This window comes from Micromonospora sp. NBRC 110009, assembly GCF_030518795.1.
GTDB lineage: Bacteria > Actinomycetota > Actinomycetes > Mycobacteriales > Micromonosporaceae > Micromonospora.
Window position 1 is genome coordinate 4,777,751 of sequence record NZ_CP130427.1, and the last position, 18,190, is coordinate 4,795,940.

General features: G+C 68.2%; 11 protein-coding genes and 1 pseudogene. 4 read left to right on the top strand and 8 right to left on the bottom strand.

Annotated elements, in window-relative coordinates:
- Positions 1 to 914: 914 nt before the first annotated feature.
- The 5 genes and pseudogenes from Q2K19_RS22665 to Q2K19_RS22685 all read right to left on the bottom strand — a co-directional run.
- Positions 915 to 2,174: pseudogene (locus Q2K19_RS22665) on the bottom strand (discoidin domain-containing protein); the annotation flags it as partial.
- A gap of 904 nt (positions 2,175 to 3,078) precedes the next feature.
- A complete protein-coding gene (locus tag Q2K19_RS22670; RefSeq protein ID WP_302763525.1) occupies positions 3,079 to 3,246 on the bottom strand; it encodes a hypothetical protein in 168 nt (55 codons plus the stop codon).
- 140 nt (positions 3,247 to 3,386) lie between these two features.
- Positions 3,387 to 5,042, bottom strand: a complete 1,656-nt coding sequence (locus Q2K19_RS22675) for a glycosyltransferase family 39 protein (RefSeq protein ID WP_302763526.1) — start codon at positions 5,040 to 5,042, stop codon at positions 3,387 to 3,389.
- An 11-nt stretch (positions 5,043 to 5,053) separates the two neighbouring features.
- Positions 5,054 to 5,920, bottom strand: coding sequence for a glycoside hydrolase family 26 protein (locus Q2K19_RS22680; protein ID WP_302763528.1), 867 nt, complete (start codon positions 5,918 to 5,920; stop codon positions 5,054 to 5,056).
- Positions 5,921 to 6,072: 152 nt separating this feature from the next.
- Positions 6,073 to 7,602 (bottom strand): glycosyltransferase family 2 protein, encoded by a 1,530-nt coding sequence (locus Q2K19_RS22685; protein WP_302763530.1) that lies wholly within the window; start codon positions 7,600 to 7,602, stop codon positions 6,073 to 6,075.
- Between the two features lie 537 nt (positions 7,603 to 8,139).
- Between Q2K19_RS22685 and Q2K19_RS22690 the strand changes: the two genes are divergently transcribed.
- Entirely contained in the window at positions 8,140 to 8,547 is a 408-nt protein-coding gene (locus tag Q2K19_RS22690; protein WP_302763532.1) for a hypothetical protein, read from the top strand.
- 311 nt (positions 8,548 to 8,858) lie between these two features.
- Here the strand turns inward: Q2K19_RS22690 and Q2K19_RS22695 are convergent, their stop codons facing one another.
- A complete protein-coding gene (locus tag Q2K19_RS22695; RefSeq protein ID WP_302763534.1) occupies positions 8,859 to 9,890 on the bottom strand; it encodes a ScyD/ScyE family protein in 1,032 nt (343 codons plus the stop codon).
- Positions 9,891 to 10,400: 510 nt separating this feature from the next.
- Between Q2K19_RS22695 and pepN the strand changes: the two genes are divergently transcribed.
- Positions 10,401 to 12,851 carry an aminopeptidase N gene (gene pepN, locus Q2K19_RS22700; protein ID WP_302763536.1) on the top strand — a complete coding sequence of 817 codons (2,451 nt, stop codon included), beginning with the start codon at positions 10,401 to 10,403 and terminating at the stop codon, positions 12,849 to 12,851.
- 175 nt (positions 12,852 to 13,026) lie between these two features.
- Here pepN and Q2K19_RS22705 read toward each other — a convergent pair whose 3' ends face one another.
- A complete protein-coding gene (locus tag Q2K19_RS22705; protein WP_302763538.1) occupies positions 13,027 to 13,734 on the bottom strand; it encodes a hypothetical protein in 708 nt (235 codons plus the stop codon).
- A 174-nt stretch (positions 13,735 to 13,908) separates the two neighbouring features.
- Between Q2K19_RS22705 and Q2K19_RS22710 the strand changes: the two genes are divergently transcribed.
- Together Q2K19_RS22710 and Q2K19_RS22715 are read left to right on the top strand one after the other, a co-directional pair.
- Positions 13,909 to 15,024, top strand: coding sequence for a sensor histidine kinase (locus tag Q2K19_RS22710; RefSeq protein ID WP_302763540.1), 1,116 nt, complete (start codon positions 13,909 to 13,911; stop codon positions 15,022 to 15,024).
- Positions 15,021 to 15,719: a response regulator gene (locus tag Q2K19_RS22715; RefSeq protein ID WP_302763541.1), complete on the top strand. Its 699-nt coding sequence runs from the start codon at positions 15,021 to 15,023 to the stop codon at positions 15,717 to 15,719. Before Q2K19_RS22710 ends, Q2K19_RS22715 begins: the two co-directional genes overlap by 4 nt.
- Before the next feature lie 483 nt (positions 15,720 to 16,202).
- On the opposite strand, the gene Q2K19_RS22720 is transcribed toward Q2K19_RS22715, so the two are convergent.
- Positions 16,203 to 17,810: an alpha/beta hydrolase fold domain-containing protein gene (locus Q2K19_RS22720; RefSeq protein WP_302763542.1), complete on the bottom strand. Its 1,608-nt coding sequence runs from the start codon at positions 17,808 to 17,810 to the stop codon at positions 16,203 to 16,205.
- Between the last annotated feature and the right edge of the window lie 380 nt (positions 17,811 to 18,190).

Consider the following 18,190-nt stretch of genomic DNA (forward strand, 5'->3'; position numbering starts at 1 on the left):
GCGACGACAGGACGCTCGTGGCAACGATGTCGTCCTCGACGCCTTGCTGCTGCGCGTGCACACCGAAACCGCGTGCCGTCGCGGCGGCGCCCTCGGCCGGCGCCTGGCTGACCTGGACACCCGACACGCCCCGTGGTTTGGTGCCGGGGCTGAAGAGCGCGGAGAAGGACTGGCCGCAGCGAAGCGACGGATCGCCCAACTCGAGATTGGGCTGCAGGCCACCCGCCGTGCGACCGAGCTGGCGTGGGAGGTGGTGGCCCCACGGCGCTACGAGGTGGGTCAAGGTAATGGCTGCCGAAGGCACTCCGGTCGAGGTGGCGTGTCGGGTGGTAGACGTGTCGACGTCGGACGACTACGAGTGGCTGACTCGATGTCGGCGTGTTCGGTCGGGGGATGCCTGGCTGACCGGCCTGATCACCGAGATGCATCAGCGGCGCAGCGGGTGAGCGCAGTCCCGTTCGAGGCGCCAAGTCGCAAGGATGCCGGAGAGGTCCGGCGCTAGGGGGGCCCTGACCAGGGCACCTGGCTTACTCGGCAGGGACAGGGTGACGCCACTCTCCCGGCAGATCCGGTCGAACATCACCTCCCCAACCACCTTGGTTGAAGCGGGCGGTGAACTGCTTGCCGTTGAATGTCGAGCAGCTCATCCGGAACGCCGTACTCCCACAGAGCGGGCGCCACGGCCACCGCCCCCACATCGAAGATCTTGGTCGATCCCGATGATCAGGCGGTGGCCGTTCCACGTCAACGTCAACACACCGAACCACCCGGCGGCCACCGGCACCATCCCGACTCGGGAGCTAAGCCCCAGGTCCGCGAGAACCCCGGCTCGGGCACAGCAGTCGCTCCTTACGCGCACATCGCAATCACGATGGCGGGTAAGCCTCCAACTCGTAGATGCGGGCCGTGGGATCAGTGGTCTGTGTCGGCGTGGTGACGGTGAGGCGGACGTAGCGGCCGAATGCGTCCACGTAGTGGGTACTGACGTTCGCCGTATTCGCGGTTACGGTGACAACCGTCCACCACTGTATGGCATCAGCGCTCATCTCAATGGTGAAGGCGCGGGTGTTGAACGACGCCGACTCGCCACCGGCGCCAGCATGACGCAGCACAAACTTCCTGATGTTCACAAGCGATCCGGGGGATGCGAGATCGACGCGCAGCCAGGTGCCGGCCCCCGTGGAGCACCACCTGTTCGACGTGCCGCCCGAGCTGCCGTTGACCGCCTTCTCCGGGCCTTCGGTCGGAGAGCACTGGCCGGCCGCGGTCGCGGGCTTGTTCAGCGCGAGATTGACTTCCGGCGGCAGCGACCCGACCTGGCCGTAGACCTCCAGCTCGTAGATGCGGGCCGCGGGATCAGTGGTCTGTGTCGGCGTGGTGACGTTGAGGCGGACGTAGCGGCCAGTTGCCCTCACGTCGTGGGTAGTGACGCTCGCCGTATTCGCGGCCACGGTGACGACCGTCGTCCACGTTGTGCCGTCAGCGCTCACCTGGATGTTGAAGGCGCGGGTGTTCCACGACGTCGGCTCCCCACCGGCGCCAGCATGACGCACCACAAACCGCCTGATGGTCGCGGTAGATCCGAGATCGACGCGCAGCCACTTGCTGGCCCCCTTGGAGCACCACTTGTTCGACGCGCCGCTCCAGCTACCGTTGACCGCCTTCTCCGGGCCTTCGGTCGCCGCGCACTGGCTGTCCGCGGTCGCGGGCTTGTTCAGCGCGAGATTGACCCCGCCGTAGACCTCCAACTCGTAGATGCGGGCCGAGGGATCGGTGGTCTGTGTCGGGGTGGTGACGTTGAGGCGGACGTAGCGGCCGGCTGCCGCCACATCGTGGGTGGTGACGCTCGCCGTGTTCCCGGTGACTGTGACGGCCGTCGTCCACGTTGTGCTGTCAGCGCTCACCTGGATGTTGTAGGCGCGGGTGTTGTACGACGTCGGCTCCCCACCGGCGCCAGCATGACGCACCACAAACTGCCTGATGTTCGTACTGGATCCGAGATCGACGCGCAGCCACTTGCTGGCCCCCTTGGAGCACCACTTGTCCGACGCGCCGTACCAGCCACCGTTGACCGCCTTCTCCGGGCCCTCGGTCGGCGCGCACTGGCTGTCCGCGGTCGCAGGCTTGTTCCACGCGAGATTGACGTCGGGCGTGGGCGGAATCGCCAAACAGGTCTCGGACACGGTGAAGTCGGCTACTGGTTCGCCCGTGATCTCGGCGCTGCCGCTGATGATCTGGGACCCGGCCGGCACCCTGGCCCGCGCCTGCCGGGTGCTAGGGATGATGTCACCGTCGGGTCCGGGAACGCTGATCGGGGGGAGTTGTTGGCCTTCCGGCGTCCAGAAGGTCAGGGTCAGCGCCGTGAACTCGCCCTGCTCGGGCAGTACCAGGCCGAAGGTCCAGACATCCAGGCCGACGAAGGGTCCATTTCCGAGCGCTTGGCAGTTCTGTGGGAAGCCTAACGCGGGGCGCCCCACCTGCTCCTGCCACAGGAAGATTTGAGTGCTGGGCTGGGCCAAAGCCGGTGTGGCGACCGACAGGCCGATCATGCAGACCAGTAACGCCGCGGCGAAACGGACTAAATTGGGTATACGCATAGGAATCACGATTGCCTTTATAGATGTCCGGTAGCAATTTTCCACAATTCGTGGTGCTGCCTATCGCGGGCAGCTAACGCGCAGGGCCGCATGCGGTCATGCCCGAAAAATGGTTATAAGGAGATATGCCTATCGCCTGCTGCGACGGCTGGCCGTTCTGCCCGAGCCGGGGCTGACTGTCCGGACGCAGGTCAGCGTCGTCGTGCCATCGGCGCAGGTCAAGGCCTCATTCCGGCCAGAAGCAGCATCTGAAACAACGCCGCTTTCGGTCAGGCGACAGGGAGCGGCTGAAGCGCGTTGCCCCGCATGGGATCCGCCAGATTTCCCGTGGCCAACGCCGCCGTTCCAGCAACTCGATCAGATCACTTTTGAGCACCAATGCGGATTAGCGGATCTGTTGCGGCTCGAGGACGAAGAGACGGATGCGCATCTAGCCTGACCTTGGCACCATCACGTCCAGTTCGTGCCGGCGAGCTGCCTCTCATGGCATCGTCATGTCGGGCGGGCCGGCGACCGGTCGACGCCGATGAGCGAGGAACTGCGTCAGCCGCGGAAGAAGGTCGCCGAGCTGAAGGTCGAGAAGGAGATCCTGCGCCGCATCCACTGCGCCCAAAGACACCGGCGATCCCGAGCCCTGCAGCAGGAACACATGAAACGGGTGCCGTGTCCGCGAAGAGGTCGCGGAGTTCTGCCGGCGGCGCGTCGGACGCCGGAGTTCACCCTGCAGGCACCCACGCTGCCCAGAAAAATGACGACCCAGGCCACACCGAGGCCTCCGACCCAACAGGCTCATTTCGAGTTTGGCACGCGGACGGATCCTGCGCGCGTCAGCAGCACTACCCGCACGCCCTGAAACTGCTGAGGAGCCGAAGCGGTGAACTGGCCGCGCAGTAGTGCTTTGCGTGGGTCGCTCAGTCCGTCGAACGGGTCACGGGAGGTCGTGGTGCTGACCAGCCAGAGCCGCTGCGTGTCGCCGAGGCAGGCCGACCAGTCGTCGCACTCGCGGCCGGAGAACGACCCGCGTACGGCCGCTGACACCTCCAGGAACACGTCGCGGGGCGCGTCGTCGTGGCGTAGCTCGTATCGGGTCGCCTTGCGGCCGAGGCCGGACAGTTCGCCGAACACGTCGTTGTAGGCGATACCGTCGCCAGGCTGCGCCTGGTCCCGGATGGCGAGGATCGCGCCTCGGTAGTCCGGCTGGCCGACCACCGGCGACCGGCGGACCTCGCGTTGGTCGGGGAGCCCGATGTAGGCGACCGTCGCCACTGCGGTAATGCCGATGATGACGGAGGCGACGGTCGTTGTGCGCCGGGCCGGCAACGCGATGACGAGGGCGTTGACGGTGACTGCGGCGAGCAGCGCCCATGCGGGCAGAGTGAACAGCAGGTAGCGGGCCAGGAGTAGGTGCAGCATGTCGAATGTCGCGTAGCAGAACGCTGGCGGCAGTACGGTCCAGGCCAGCAGGACGGCGAGGTTGAAGCGGTGTGCCCAGTGGAGCACGAGCGCGCCGACTGCGGCCGCGGCGAGCACGATGACGGCGATGGTCTGCGATGCGAACAGCGACTGCGGCAGGTCGAGAAGAGGCTTGGCCTTGATCCAGCTGATCTGCCCGGACTGCTGCGACGCCCTCGACAGTAGCGGTAGCGCCGCCACGACCAGGACGGTCACGGCGGCGAGGCCGCGCCACACCCGCAGGTTCTGGGCGCGGTGGGCGGCGCGCCAGAACAGCAGCCCGTGGGGCGCGAGGACCAGCAGCGCCACGAAGTTCAGCCATGCGAGCGCGGCCACGGTCACGCCGTACAGGAACCACCGCCCCCACCTCGGGCATTCAAGGGCGCGGAGCAGCAGGACGGTGGCGACGACAGCGACGGCGGTGACCGCGGCGTACGACCGGGCCTCCTGGGCATAGCGGGACACCGACGGGATGATCGCGAACAGCAGTCCGGCGGTGAGGCCGACCGGGGCGCTGAACAGCCGCCGGCCGAGCAGGGTGAGCACGCCGGCCGTGATGGCGGTGGCGGCGATGGAAGGGCCGCGCAGCGCGAGCGGAGAGTCCCCGAACGCAGCGATCCACGCGTGCATGAACACGTAGTAGAGCGCGTGGACAGTGTCCACCTTCTGCAGCAGCCTGACGAAGTCGTCGATCCCCAGAGTGCTCGCGTGCCAGGTGGCGTACTCGTCGTTCCACATCTGCCGATCGGCGGCGCCGACGACGCCCAGGGCGGTCGCGGTGATGCCCGCGGGCGTGGCGAGCAGCACAGTGCGCACAACGCCGAGGCGGCGGATCGAGCTGGCCTCGGGCCCGTCGAGCCCATCGGGCCGGATGCGGTCGATCAGGACGGTAGCGTCATCGCGTACAACGGGCCTGTCGAAGTTGACGGTGGCGTCGTTGAGCGGCTTGGGCCCATCGAACATGACAGTGGCGTCGGGGGCGCTGTTCCTCATTGGTGGGCCTCTCACGGTTGGCACGGCACGCGGCCGGCCGAAAGGGTGGCCTTGAACGCGGCGAGGTTGGCCGGATCGTCGTCGAATCGCCAGTCGGCGGTGCCGCCCTGGCCGCGCTTCCGTTGACTCCACACGAAGCCGGCGACGTCGGGGTTGGCGCGCAGCCACGGCCCGAAGGCGCGAATCCACGACAGCTTGGCGGGACCGTGCTGTGCGCCGGTCTCGGTGAGGATGATCGGCTTGTCGGTGGTGGCCCGGATCTGGGCGAAGGTCTTGGCGTAGGTCACCTCGGGGCTGTGTTCGCGGACGCCGTAGCCGGTGACGCCGACAAAGTCCACCCACTCGTTTCCCGGGTAGTAGGCGTCGACGGGGGTCTTGACAGCGCCGCGGAGGATGTTCGGCGACCACACCCACAGCACATTGGTGGCGCCGGCGTGGCGGAACAGGGCGACGACGTGTCGCCATGCCTGTGTGTACTCGGCGGGGGTGTTGCCTGCCACTGGGCCCCACGGGTACCACCGGCCGTTCATCTCGTGCGCGAACCGCAGCATGATGACGTCGCGGTACTGAACGACGGCGCGGGCGATCTTTAGGTACTCCCGGTCCCATTTGCCGTCGATCGTCGCGCGCAACGTGAAGTCCGGCTGGTCGGGGCCTTCGCCGGCCCGCCACGGCTCTAGCGACATCAGCGGCGTGCCCGGATTTTTCCGGATGTCCTCCACCGTCACTCCTGCGGCGACCGACACGAAGAACTGCACCCACGTCGGCCGACACCCGGTAGCGGCGTGGACCGCGTCGAGCGCATGTTTGGTGCGGTCTGCCATGTTGATCCCGAACACCGGCCCCGTGCCCAGCACGTCGCTGGTCTTGGCTACCACGGGTACTGGGGCGGCAGCTGCGGGCGACGCTGTTCTGGTCTCGACGTTCCGAGACCGGTCGCCCGGACTTGCATCATTCAAGTCAGGCCGGGTGCAGCCGGCGGCGACAGTCATGGCGGCCGCCGCGGCGACGGCGGTCAGGAGGGTCCTCCTCATGCTTTCACTCGCACGGGCGTCGCGGGCTGCGGCTGACGGGTCGGCTTGTTGCGACCAAGCGCCACTGCCGAACGGCCTGGGGCGGGGAGAGGCCGCCGTCGGCGCAGCCCTGCGTTGCCGAGGAGCAGCGGGACGGTGAAGTACATTGATGGCAGCGTGAGCAGTATCGACGCCCAGTACCGGTCGATGCCGTAGGTGGCGGCGCCGAGTGCGAGCCCGAGCCATAGCAGCAGGTGCACGGTCAGCAGCCACGTCCGGAGCAGGCGGAACACGCGCTTGGCGATTGGCGCGCCCTTCGCCGCCCCGGTCGGGACCCAGGCGGCGGTGCGTTCCCGCAGGAAGTCGAAGAGAGCCACGGTGTGGCAGAACCCGATGAGCAGCTGGATGCGTACGACCGCCGGTGTCCACCGGCCGTGCGTGACGACGGGCATCATGAATGCCCATACCACCACCGCGCCGACCAGCGGCAGGTAGTTGGCCGGCTTGATGTACTGGGGGAAGAACCACGCCATGAGCAGACCGGGGATCGGCACCGTGAACACCGCCAGTGATGTGGTGATGTAGTAGAGGAATCCGGTCCAGAAGCACAGCTTTTGCTTGACCGTCAGCGGCGAGCGGTGGAACCTGGGGTCGCCGAGCAGGCTCATCGATCCGGTGCACCAGCGGTACTGCTGCGGGGCGAACCCGTCGAAGTCGTCGGGGCACACGCCCTTCGCGAGATTCACCGGCACGTAGCGGGTGACGTAGCCGGCCTTTGCCATGTTCACTCCGGTGTGGACGTCCTCGCTGTGCCCGATCTGCGCGAAGCCGCCCCCGGCCATCAGCGCGGCGCGCCGGTAGATCGCGTTGGTGCCGACGCAGATCGCCGCGTCGACCGCGTCTCGGGCGGGCTGGATCCACCGGTAGAACAGCTCCTGGGTGGCCCCGGCCGCGCGCTGCAGCCAGTTGAAGTCCGGGTGCTTGACGTCGAAGTACTGCGGTGTCTGGACTATGCCGATCTTCGGGTCCTCGAAGTAGGGGGCGATTTCCAGAGTCATGTCCTCGCGCGGCGCGAAGTCGGCGTCGAAGACGTGAATCAGCTCCCCGTTGGAGTAGGCGAACCCGTAGGCGAGGTTCCCAGCCTTCTTCATGATGGGCCGATTGGGGCGTACCAGATAGCGGAACCCGTGCCTCTCTGCAAGCTCCCGCACGGCGAGCCGGTCAGAGTCGTCGAGGACGTACACCGTCATGACCCCGGGCCACCGGAGCCGCGAGACGTGCTGGTAGGTGTTGGCGAGGATCTGTAGGTCTTCGCCGGCCGTGGGTAGGAACACGTCGACCGACGGGTACCGGGCGGGCCGGTAGGCTGCGATACGGGCCCTGTGCTCGGCCAGGTTGCTGCGGCGCTTGCGAGTGCTGGACAGAAGGCTGATCGCGACCCCGCCGATCTGCACCGCGATGATCACGAATAGCGGGCTCGTCCACCACGTTTGGATGGCCATCCGGGTCATGCCGTACATCACGCCGGCGAACGCGAGGAACAGCACCGCGAAGATCCATCGCGACTGTGCGCCGTAGTACTGGCACTTTTCGGCCTCGGTGGGCGGCTGGGGGGCGTAGACCGCAACCTGGTCGGCCTTCGGCTGCTCATGCGGACGACGCGGGGGACGCGCAGCCCTTCCACGCGCCCGATGCCGAGTCCGTGGGGGCAGAGCAGGGCGCGACCTCTCAGCGACTGTCAATTCGGGCCCCTCAGGAACGACGAGGCGCTCGGGTTCCACCATGTCGTCCAGGCGGTGCGATGTGTCGGTTCGCTCCTGGACTTCATCAAGAGAGAACGGCACGCTTGTCAGCCCTCCTCAAGCCTCACGGCGTTGAATGGTCAGCAGTCCTGCCGCCCCGCCCGAGGTACAACCGATGTCGCGTGTACTGCGTTACCGGCTCGTCACTGATCTCTTTCATCAGACCGCCTCACCTCGTGTTGCGAAGGTGGCTGCCGGCGGGAGCGACACGGGGACAGGGCGGAGACCGGCTCACGTGCTCAAGAACAACAATCCAGGGCCCTAACCGGGATCTTGCGGGCGGTGACGCTGGCATCGGCCGTCCTCCGTGACCACCAGGTGCGGCTGTACCGCTCGGAGACTCCTGGCCTCTTAGGTGCGGTTCTGTGCAGCCCGGCTGGCCGGCCGAGCGGCATGGCGGCGGGCATGTTCTTGCCTTTCGGGTACCTGATCTTGTCTCAGGTCTTGAGGCTGGCCGGCAAATGCCTGCGTGGCGACCGGTCCAAGAACATCGGGATTCTCCTGGTGCGTCATCAGGTCGCGGTGCTGCGCCGGCAGGTCGCACGCGTGGACCTGCAGCCCACCGACGGAGCGGAGCTGTCAGCCCTTTCACAGCTGCGGCCTCGGTCCCGCTGGTCGACGTTCTTCGTCACCCTGCCACGTTGCTGCGGTGCCACCGGACTGGTCGCTTGGGAGTGGCCCTACCCTTAGCGACGACCCGGGCATCCACCGATCTTGCTCGGCGTTGACGAGCTGACGGCCGCGGGGCGGTTGGGCGGCCCGCACAGCCCAGCGGGCGGTGACCCAGCGGGGTTGCGTTCGCCGCCCGCTGTCGGCCCAGTCCTCCTGGTCCCACCACCTGAAGACCCTCAGGGGCGGTCCGACCCGAAACCCGACCTACGTCAGAGACGCCGGGCGGAGCCTCATCCAATGCGAGACCCCGCCGCACGGTATGCGGCGGGGTCTGCTCAGGTGCCGCTGCCGCACGATCCAGTCAGCAGCTAGGCGTCATGGCGACGACCTCAGGGCGTGAAGGTCACCACCGACCCGTTACCGAAGGCGTCGACGGTTGCGTACAGCTTGCCGTTGGCCCACTCGAGCGCGGCCGGGGTCGGCACTTCTGCAAAAGGCTCGGCACCGCCAGCAGAGACGGTGGAGATGCGGTTGCCCAACAGTTCCGCGACGTAGATTGTGCCGTCCGGGGCGACGGCGAGGTTCGTCGCGGTGAGGAAACCCCCGGCGAGCTTCGCGATGTGACCGGTGGCGAGGTTGACCGAGTAGACGGAACCTCGCGCGCCAAGGCTGGAATCCTCCGGGCCGCCGGGCAGGCTCGACACGTAGAGCAAACCGTCCGGACCGAGCTCGACGTCCGTGGGTACCGGCTCGAAGTTGTAGGTCTTGCCGACGGTGCATCCGGGCAGCCCGAGGCCGGCAGCAATCTCTGCGGTGATGACGAACGGCTGGGGAGGCAGCACCGCGACCGTGCTGATTCCGCCGTTGGGTGCGACGCGGACGATATCGTTGCCTGCCGCATCGCCGACGATGCGCGACCCGTCCGGCAGGATCGCGACGGAGTACGGATGGGACTCGACAATCCCGGGGTAGGGATCGCCGCCGATTTCCGCCGGCACCTGCTCCGCGCACCCCGGTGCGAGCCCCTGGAAGCCATAGCTGTTGACCTGGTCGGGGTTGACGGTGGCCTCGTACTCGCCGACGTTGCCGAGAGTCCGCACCTTCCCGCTGGCCACAACGCGCCTCACCTCGGCGAAGAAGCCGTCCTCACTCTCGCCACTGGTGGTGAAGGTCACCGTTCCCCGGCCGTCCGCGGCGACACCCGCGATCTCCGCGCCGGGCGTCGACACGAGGTCGGTCGTACCCTTCTTTCCGACCGCCGTCAGTTTCCCCGCGAAGGACTGGGAGACGTAGACCGTCCCGTCACTCCCCACCGCCAGTTGGAGCGGCCCGGCTAGACCGTCGACGATCGGGGCGGATGCGGTTGCGGCCGCCGCGGGCGTCGCCGAAGGCAACACCAACGCCATGGCCGCAACGGCCACGACGGCCGCGTGTGAACGTCTCGGTATCATGCTCGACCCCCTGTTGGACATGCTTTTCCCCCTGTGGCGCGCCCATCGCGCCGGGCAATTGTCACTGCACATCGGACCCGCGCTTCCGTATCGGTCCCGATTCGGACAGTGGCGACCTCAAGAAGGGCCGCAAGGAGGGATAGGACGCCGTCGGCAAGGTGCCTGTAGCTGGCCACCTAGGGCGGTGGCGATGCCGGTTCGGGTGGGCCCAGGGCGCGGGCCGCAGGGAAAATGGCCATAGCAGCGGCGGTTCCTGGGGTAGGTCAGCAGCTTTTACTTGAGGTGGCAGGTGAGCAGCCGCTTTGCTCGTTGCCTCTTCGGCGCGCCCGAAGTAGTCATCCCCTTGACGTCATTCCTTGAGTAGGCCTGCGGCAGAGTTGTTACGCGGAGCGACCTGCATCCACGGGGGACAAACAGCGTCGACAGGCATCCTCGCCAGGTCTAGCGTTTGAGCGGCCGAGGACGCGAGAGGGGCAAGACATGGCGGGGGCACGCAGTCTGACGCAGGCCGAGGCGCGGGAACGTGCTGAGCTGCTCGCGGTCGAGAGGTATGACATCGATGTCGATCTGACCCATCTGCTTGAGGGGGAGGAGTTCCGAGCGACCTCGACGATCACATTTCGAAGCCTGACGTCCGGCTCGGGGACCTTTGTCGACTGTGTCGCTGAGGTGGAAGAGGTCACGCTCAACGGCGAGCCGGTGGATCTGGACGCCGTCCGCGACGGACGCATCGCCTTGGCCGGCTTGAAGGAGCGGAACACTCTCGTCGTCTCGTCCGTACAGCGCCAGACCGGCCGCGGGTCGGGGGTGCACCGGGCGGTCGACCCGTCAGATGGCTTGGTCTACGTCTGGACGACCTTCGAGCCCGACGACGCCCGCCGAGCCTGGGCGTGCTTCGACCAGCCCGACCTAAAGGCGCCCTTCGCGATCACGGTCATCGCTCCGGCCGACTGGACGGTGCTGAGCAACTCTGGTGACCCCACGGTGAGTGAACCGTCAGACGGTGCCAGGACGTGGGCCTTTCCGGACACGCCGCCGATGTCGACGTACATCCCGGTCGTCAACGCCGGGCCGCTCCACGAGTTGCGCTCGCAGCGGGGCGGTTACGACCTCGGCCTCTACGCCCGCAGGTCGTTGGCGTCGATGCTTGAGCGGGACGCGGAAGAGCTGTTCGCCATCACGGCGGCGGGGCTCGCCTTTTACGGAAAGCGGTTCGAGTTGCCGCTTCCGCAGCGCCGCTACGACCAGGTGTTCATGCCCGAGTTCGGCGGCGCCATGGAGAACTACGGCTGCGTGACGTGGTCGGACGTCTTCGTCTACCGGGAGCCGCCCACGTTCGTGGAGCGGCAGCTGCGGGCCCAGATCCTGCTGCACGAGATGGCGCACATGTGGTTCGGCGACATGGTGACGATGCGCTGGTGGGACGACCTGTGGCTCAACGAGTCGTTCGCCGACTGGGCCTGTGCCTGGTCCGCGGCGAACGCCACGGAGTTCACCGACATCTGGACCACGTTCCTCGCCAACGACAAGCAGTCCGCCTACCTTGCCGACAGGGCGCCGACCACGCATCCGATCAGGCAGCGGATCACCGACACCGACGCGGCCGCCGCCAGCTTCGACGCGATCACCTACCCGAAGGGCGCGAGCGTACTCAAGCAGCTCGTCGCGTTCGTCGGCGAGGACCGGTTCGTCGAGGGCCTGCGGGCGTATTTCCGCAAGCACCTGTGGGGGAACGCCACGCTGGAGGACCTGTTCGCGGAACTCGAGAGCGTGAGCGGGCGCGACCTGGCGTCTTGGCGCAAGACCTGGCTGGAAACCTCGGGGACCGACCGGCTCACGCTGGAGAGGCACGGCGACATGGTGGCACTCCGCGCCGTCGGACCTGACCGGAGCGAGCCGCGGCCGCATGTGCTGCAGATCGGGCTGTACGACGGCCGGGACGATGCCTTCACCCTCCGCAGCTCTGTCTCGGTGGAGGTCCGTGGAGAGCTCACACCGCTCTCCCTCGACGAGGCGGATCTCCTTCTGCTCAACGACGACGATCTGACGTTCGCCTCCGCCCGGCCGGATCCGGCCACCCTCCGCACCCTGGTCGACCACTCCGGTCGACTCCCGACCGCGATGGCTCGCACGCTCGCGGTGACCACTGTCTGGGACATGCTCACCACCGGGGAGGTCACCACCGCGGACTTCGTGCGCTGCGCGACCGGAGCGCTGCTGCGGGAGTCGGCTGACGCGGTCGTGGAGCCGCTGTTGACGCTCGCGGTGAGGGCGGGGGAGTACTGGTCGCCCGACAGCGCCCGGGACGACCTGCTCGCCTCGATCGCGGACACCTGCCTCGCCCTGGCCTCGGAACCGGCCCGGGAGCAGGTTGCGATGCGGATGCTGGCCCGAACCGCCACCACGGCGCAGCAGTTGTCGCAGCTCGAGGAGCGGGCGACCACGCCGGACCTGAAGTGGCGAAGGTTGTCCCGGCTGGCCGAGCTCGGCAGGGTCCATCTGGCCGAGGTCGACGCCCTGGAACGGGAGGACCCCAATCCTGATGCCTGGGTCAAGGCCGTGTTGGTGCGGGCGGCACAGCCGACCCGGGAGGCCAAGCAGGCGGCCTGGGAGGCGCTGGTCGAGCAGCGGCGGGTGCCCGCGGGGATGATGTGGGAGGCCGGTCGTGCCTTCTGGCGCCCGTCGGCGGGAGAGGTCCTCCGTCCCTTCGTCGACGCCTACATCGCGGCGATGCCCTCCATGCACGAGGGCGGCATGCTCTGGGCAATGGTGCTGTCGTCGGCGATGTTCCCGGTGGTCGACGTGGACGAGTCGGCGGCCAACCAGCTCGAGGAAACGGCGAGCGGTGCAGGAGTCGGCGCCCTGGTGTCGAAGAGGGTGCGGGAGCGTGTTGACGAGCTGCGCCGGATGCTGAGGGCCCGACAGGAGTAGGGCGCCGAGCGCAGCGCAGGCTGTCAAGGTCGGACGTCTCTAGCCACGCCACAGCGTCGTGCTCGTCCGGCGCCGGCGGCAGGGCCGGTACGAACGCGAGTCCGTGCAGCACCCGGCGCGGATGCTTCGTCCACGCCGCCGATACGAAGGGCGAGCTGCAGACCGCCCTTCGTGATCACCCGTTGCGGACGCTGCGTTGAGAAGGTCTCGCAACGGTCGCGGCGCCGACGACCTCCGTGTAGGTGCGCTCCCGGGCCATCTGGTGGCCATAAATCCCGAAGGCGAAGATCACGGGCAGGGCCATGCTGCCCATCGACGTGACCTGGGCGATGCCGAGTGCCAGCGGGATCTGTAGGGCGAGCAGCCACGCCGGCAGCTTCGGGGTGAGGCCGCTGCGGAGCAGGGCGATGCCGAGCATCGTCGACCCGATCAGGGTCAGCAGCAGGCCGGGCAACGTGATCAGGAAAGCAGTCTCGAAAAACGCGTTGTAGGTGCCGAACTGGGTCCAGTAGTCGCAGAACACCCCGACGCAGGCCCACACGTAGCCGGTCAGCGCTACCCGCCAGGCCCACTTTTCGAAACCGACCGGGCGACGCCGCCGGTGCACGACGAACGCGCACAGGGTGAACGCCACGAACACGGGTAGCCAGATCTTCCCGTAGGTCAGGTAGACGGTGTCCGGGTTCGCCCAGTCGAGCAACGGCTTCAGCGCAGAGCGGGCCGGGTCCGACCACAGGCGGGTCAGCGGCAGCTCTAGGTCGCCCTTCCCATCGACGGTGTTGTGTCGCGCCAGCGCGTGCAGCTGTCCGGCCACCAGGCCGAACCACGCCATCACCCAGGCGAAGCGTCCAATCGTCCGTTGCCTCTCTACTGACTCCAACATGGATCCTCCTCAGCACGTGGTCGGCCCCCTGCCGACCGTCGTACCGAGACGCTAGGAAGGCGGGCACGCCGAAGTCGTCAGCGCTGGGCACGCACGTATGTCCACCCCAGGGTGGAGAACAGCTTCACCCAACGGTGGGCGCGTAAGGGGCTGGCCTGGTCATACGCTCAACCCGTGACCATTACATGGCGAACCCTCGCGCGAGACGCCGCACTGCCGGTGGCGCTCGCCGTGGTCGGTGTCGCCGAGATGGCGGCGTTGCGCCCTCGGCTGTGGGGGTACGGCGCCGTGCTCGAGGTCGTGGCCTGCATCCTGCTGGTCTTCCGACGGCGCAACCCGCTGGTGCTGGCGACGCTCGCCGCCGTGGTGCTGCTGGCGATTCCCTGGGTCGGCCCGCAGCTCGACGAGGCCAGCGTTCCGATCCCGATCTGGGCCCTGGCGGTGTTCTCGCTCGCCCGCTGGGTGCGCGACCTGCGCGGGTTGGTCGGCGTCGCGGTGATGGCGGCGGTGGTATTAGCCGACTACGCGTTCGTCGATCAGCGCCACCACAACTGGTCTGACGTGATCTTCGTGGCCGCGCTGATCGCGCCGCCGTACGTCCTGGGCCGGCTGACCCGAAGGCTGGCCGAGCAGAAGGGGCTGCTCGAGCACAACCAGGAATTGGTCAAGCGCGAGGCGGTGCGCGCCGAGCGGGACCGAATTGCCCGCGAGCTGCACGACGTGATCGCGCACTCCGTCAGCGCCATGGTGGTGCAGACCGCCGCCGCCCAGGACTTAGTCCGCAGCGACCCCGACCGCGCCGAACAGATCCTCGCGACGGTCGCCGCGACCGGGCGGCGCGCCCTGTCCGAGACCGGGAGGCTGCTGCACGTGATCCGTGACCACGCCGGCGAGCTGGGCCTGCAGCCGGCCCCGGGCCTGGCGGACCTGCCCGAGCTCGTCGAGCGGTTCCGCGCCGACGGCCTGAACGTCGCCGTCGACGTGGATGAGCCGCTGCCCGTGCTGCCGGTCGGCGTCGACGTCTCGGCGTACCGGATCGTCCAGGAGGCGCTGACCAACGCGCTGCGCTACGGCGCGGATCGGACCGCCGCCCTCCGCCTCTCCTGCACACCCACAGCTCTCACGATCCGCGCCTCGAATCCGAGCAACGGCAGCAACGGACTGGGAAGCGGGCTCGGGCTGCTCGGCATCGCCGAGCGCGTCTCGCTGCTCGGCGGCACCTTGTCGCACGGCACCGGCAGCGACGGCAGTTTCCAGCTCGACGCGACCCTCCCGGTGGCCACGCCATGACCAGCGTCGTCGTCGCCGACGATCAGGACCTCGTCCGCTCCGGCCTGGAGATGGTGCTCAGGGCCCGCGACATCGACGTGGTGGGGCTGGCCGCGGACGGCCGCGAGGCGGTGGAGACAGTACGACGCACGCGGCCAGATGTCGTGCTCATGGACATCCGGATGCCAGTGCTCGATGGCATCGCGGCCACCGCGCGGATCACCGACGCTGGCCTCCCGTCGCGGGTGCTGGTCCTGACGACGTACGACCTCGACGCGTACGTCTACGGCGCGCTCAAGGCCGGGGCCGCCGGCTTCCTGTTGAAGGCGACGCCACCAGACCGGCTCGTTGCGGGGGTGGAAACGGTCGCGGCGGGGGAGTCCCTGCTCGCGCCGTCACTGACCCGACGGCTGATCGAAGAGCATGTACGGCGTCCCCCGCCCGTGGACGGGGTGCCCACGCCGCTCGCGACCCTCACCGAGCGGGAACTGGAGGTGTTCACGCTGATCGCGCGGGGGTTGGCGAACGACGAGATCGCCGCGCACCTGGTGGTGGCGGACACGACGGTCAAGACACACGTAAACCGGATCCTAGCCAAGCTCGCGATGACCAGCCGGGTGCAGCTGGTCGTGCTGGCGTACGAGACCGGGCTCATACGCCCCGGAGACGGTGCCGCCCCGTGGGCAGCGTCCGAGAACCACCGTGGGCCTCGCTGAGAGTGGCACCACCGCCGCCGGATAGCCGCACAGGCCGGTCCGCTCATGTTGGCGCCCGTGGTGCCAGCGGGCCCCTACGTTGCTCCTCCCCTGGGGATGTCGGTCACGACATGCCGGTCGCGGCCGTGCTCTGAGAGCCGTCGTGGGCGCCGCTTCGAGCCTGACAGGCTCGGAGAAAGCGGCGGCCACGCGGTTTGGGTTAGTCAGTCGTGATAGCGGAGTTTCACTCGCTCGACTGGAAGCTGACGGTCACCCCGCAGAAGGGCACCCCACCGATTGGGGGAGCGGGTTGGGAGCAGCGTGGAGCATTCAACGGCGCACGAACTGCATCCGACAGCGCCGAACGGCGCTGAATTGCAGTGGCCCCGCGTGCGGTTCAGCGTTCCCGCAGGTTACAGGCGGTCGAGCGTCCTGCTTCACACGGAGTGTTCCGCGGGGGTCGTCGGGCCAAACAGGGCCCAATCCGCGACATGGTAGCCAGCGTCACCCGATGACCTTGGGCCCTCGCATTGGCGCACCATCCAACGGATGTGCAGCCGGGGCCTTCCCGAACGCCTGGCGCAGGTGGAGGGCGACCTCCTCTTGGGCGTGCGCGGCCTTGTCCAGCACCGCGGCAAGGCCGAAGAAGTCGTGCATCACTCCCCCGTAACGGACCGACGTGGCCCGCACGCCGGCGGCCTCCAAGCGGGCGCACCACTCGTCGCCCTGGCTCTGCAGCACGTCGCGGTCAGTGGTGACGATCAGTGTCGGCGGCAGACCGGCGAGGCCCTGCGCGGAGAGCGGGAGCAGATCGACCCTGGGGTCTTTCATGCTGTCGGTCACGCCACGGAAGGCGTGCATCATCATCCAGGACAGCAGTGGACGATTCAGCGGCCGGGCGTCTGCGGCGTCCCGCATGGATACGCCGTACTGGGCGGTGGTGGTCAGCGGGCAGACGAGCACCTGCGCCACGGGCAGTGGCTCACCGGCCTGCTTGAGCTGACCGCAGGTCGCGGCCGCCATGTTCGCCCCGACGCCCTCGCCACCGATGGCGATGCGTGACGGGTCGCCGCCGAGCCCGGTGGCGTTGGTCCGGAGCCACCGGTAGGTGGCCAGCACGTCCTCGTGGGCGGCCGGGAACACGTGCTCGGGAGCCTTGCGATACTCCGGCGACACCACGATCGCGCCCGTCCGGTTGACCAGGGCGCGGCAGGACGCGTCATAGTCGTCGTTCGTGAACAGGATCCAACCGCCACCGTGTACCCACATCACGACGGGCACCGGATCGGGGGTCTGGCCGAGCGGCTTGTAGACGCGTACGACCAGATCACCACCCGGGCCGGGCACGGTGACGTCCGCTGCCGATCCGACCTCCTCGGGGTCCGTCGGCCGCCCGTCCTGCTGCAGGATCTCCATCGCCGCGTCGGCGAGGCTCGGCTGCTGGCGGGCCTGCTCGAGGGTGAGGAGCTCGTACGGGGCCAGTACCAGTCGGGACCAGGTGTCGAGGATCCGCTGCGCCTGGGTGTCGAGCAGCCAGGAGGCGTCGGTCGACAGGACGTTGCTGCGGCCGGATACCCGGTCGCCTACCTTGTCCATGAACCCGGCGGCCATGTGCATGAGCCTGCGACGGCGTCCGGTGGGCGGGACGGTGGGATGCGAGCGGGCCGGGGCCGACCGCTTGGCGGCGAGGTACCGCTCGCCGAGCCGACCCATCTCCTCCGTGCCCACCGCCCGACGCAGCGCCGGCAGGAACTCCCGTTCCTCCTTCTCGATGTGGTGCCGGATACCGCCGATCAGCTTGTTCAGCGCCTGCTCGAATTTATGGCTGCCGGGGTCCGCATGGTCAAGCAGGACGAGCAGCCTCTTGAGGGCCTGGTGCTCGTCCCGCCCCTCCTCGGCGTCCGCGGCGGCGCCGATCTCGGCCAGCGCCGGATACAACACCTCCTCCTCGGCGTGGGCGTGCAGGGCGCGGCCGTAACTCACCTGGTCGACCAGCATGCGCCGGTCACCGCGTCCGGCCTCGAGGTGCTCGAAGAGGCGGTTCGCCACCACGTGGTCATCGGCGATCAGGTGGTCGAGGTCGCCCGGCAAGGTCGCGTACGGCAGCGTCATCGGACACCTCCTCCTCCACACTTACCGCAACCGGCACCGCCTTCGTGGCATAACCTGGCATGTCGCCAAGAACCCGAACGGGCGGGTCGACGCTGGTCAACGCACGTCCCAGCCAGGCGTTCGCGGCCGGCTCTACCCGCAGGGAACATGGGTCGGCCGCGTACGCTCACGCCTGTCTTCCCGTCAGCAGAGCCCGCGTGATCATCCGGCGCATGCGCCCTCCGAGGGGGTACGGACGGCCCGCGGCGAGCGCGGCCGACCCGGCTGACAGGGGAACTACCTGGTCGTCGCCGCCTGGAACGCTTCGCCGCACCACCGCCGCAGATCCCGCGACGCCTCGATCAGCCCCACCACGACCCACGCTCGCTCGCTGTCGGACC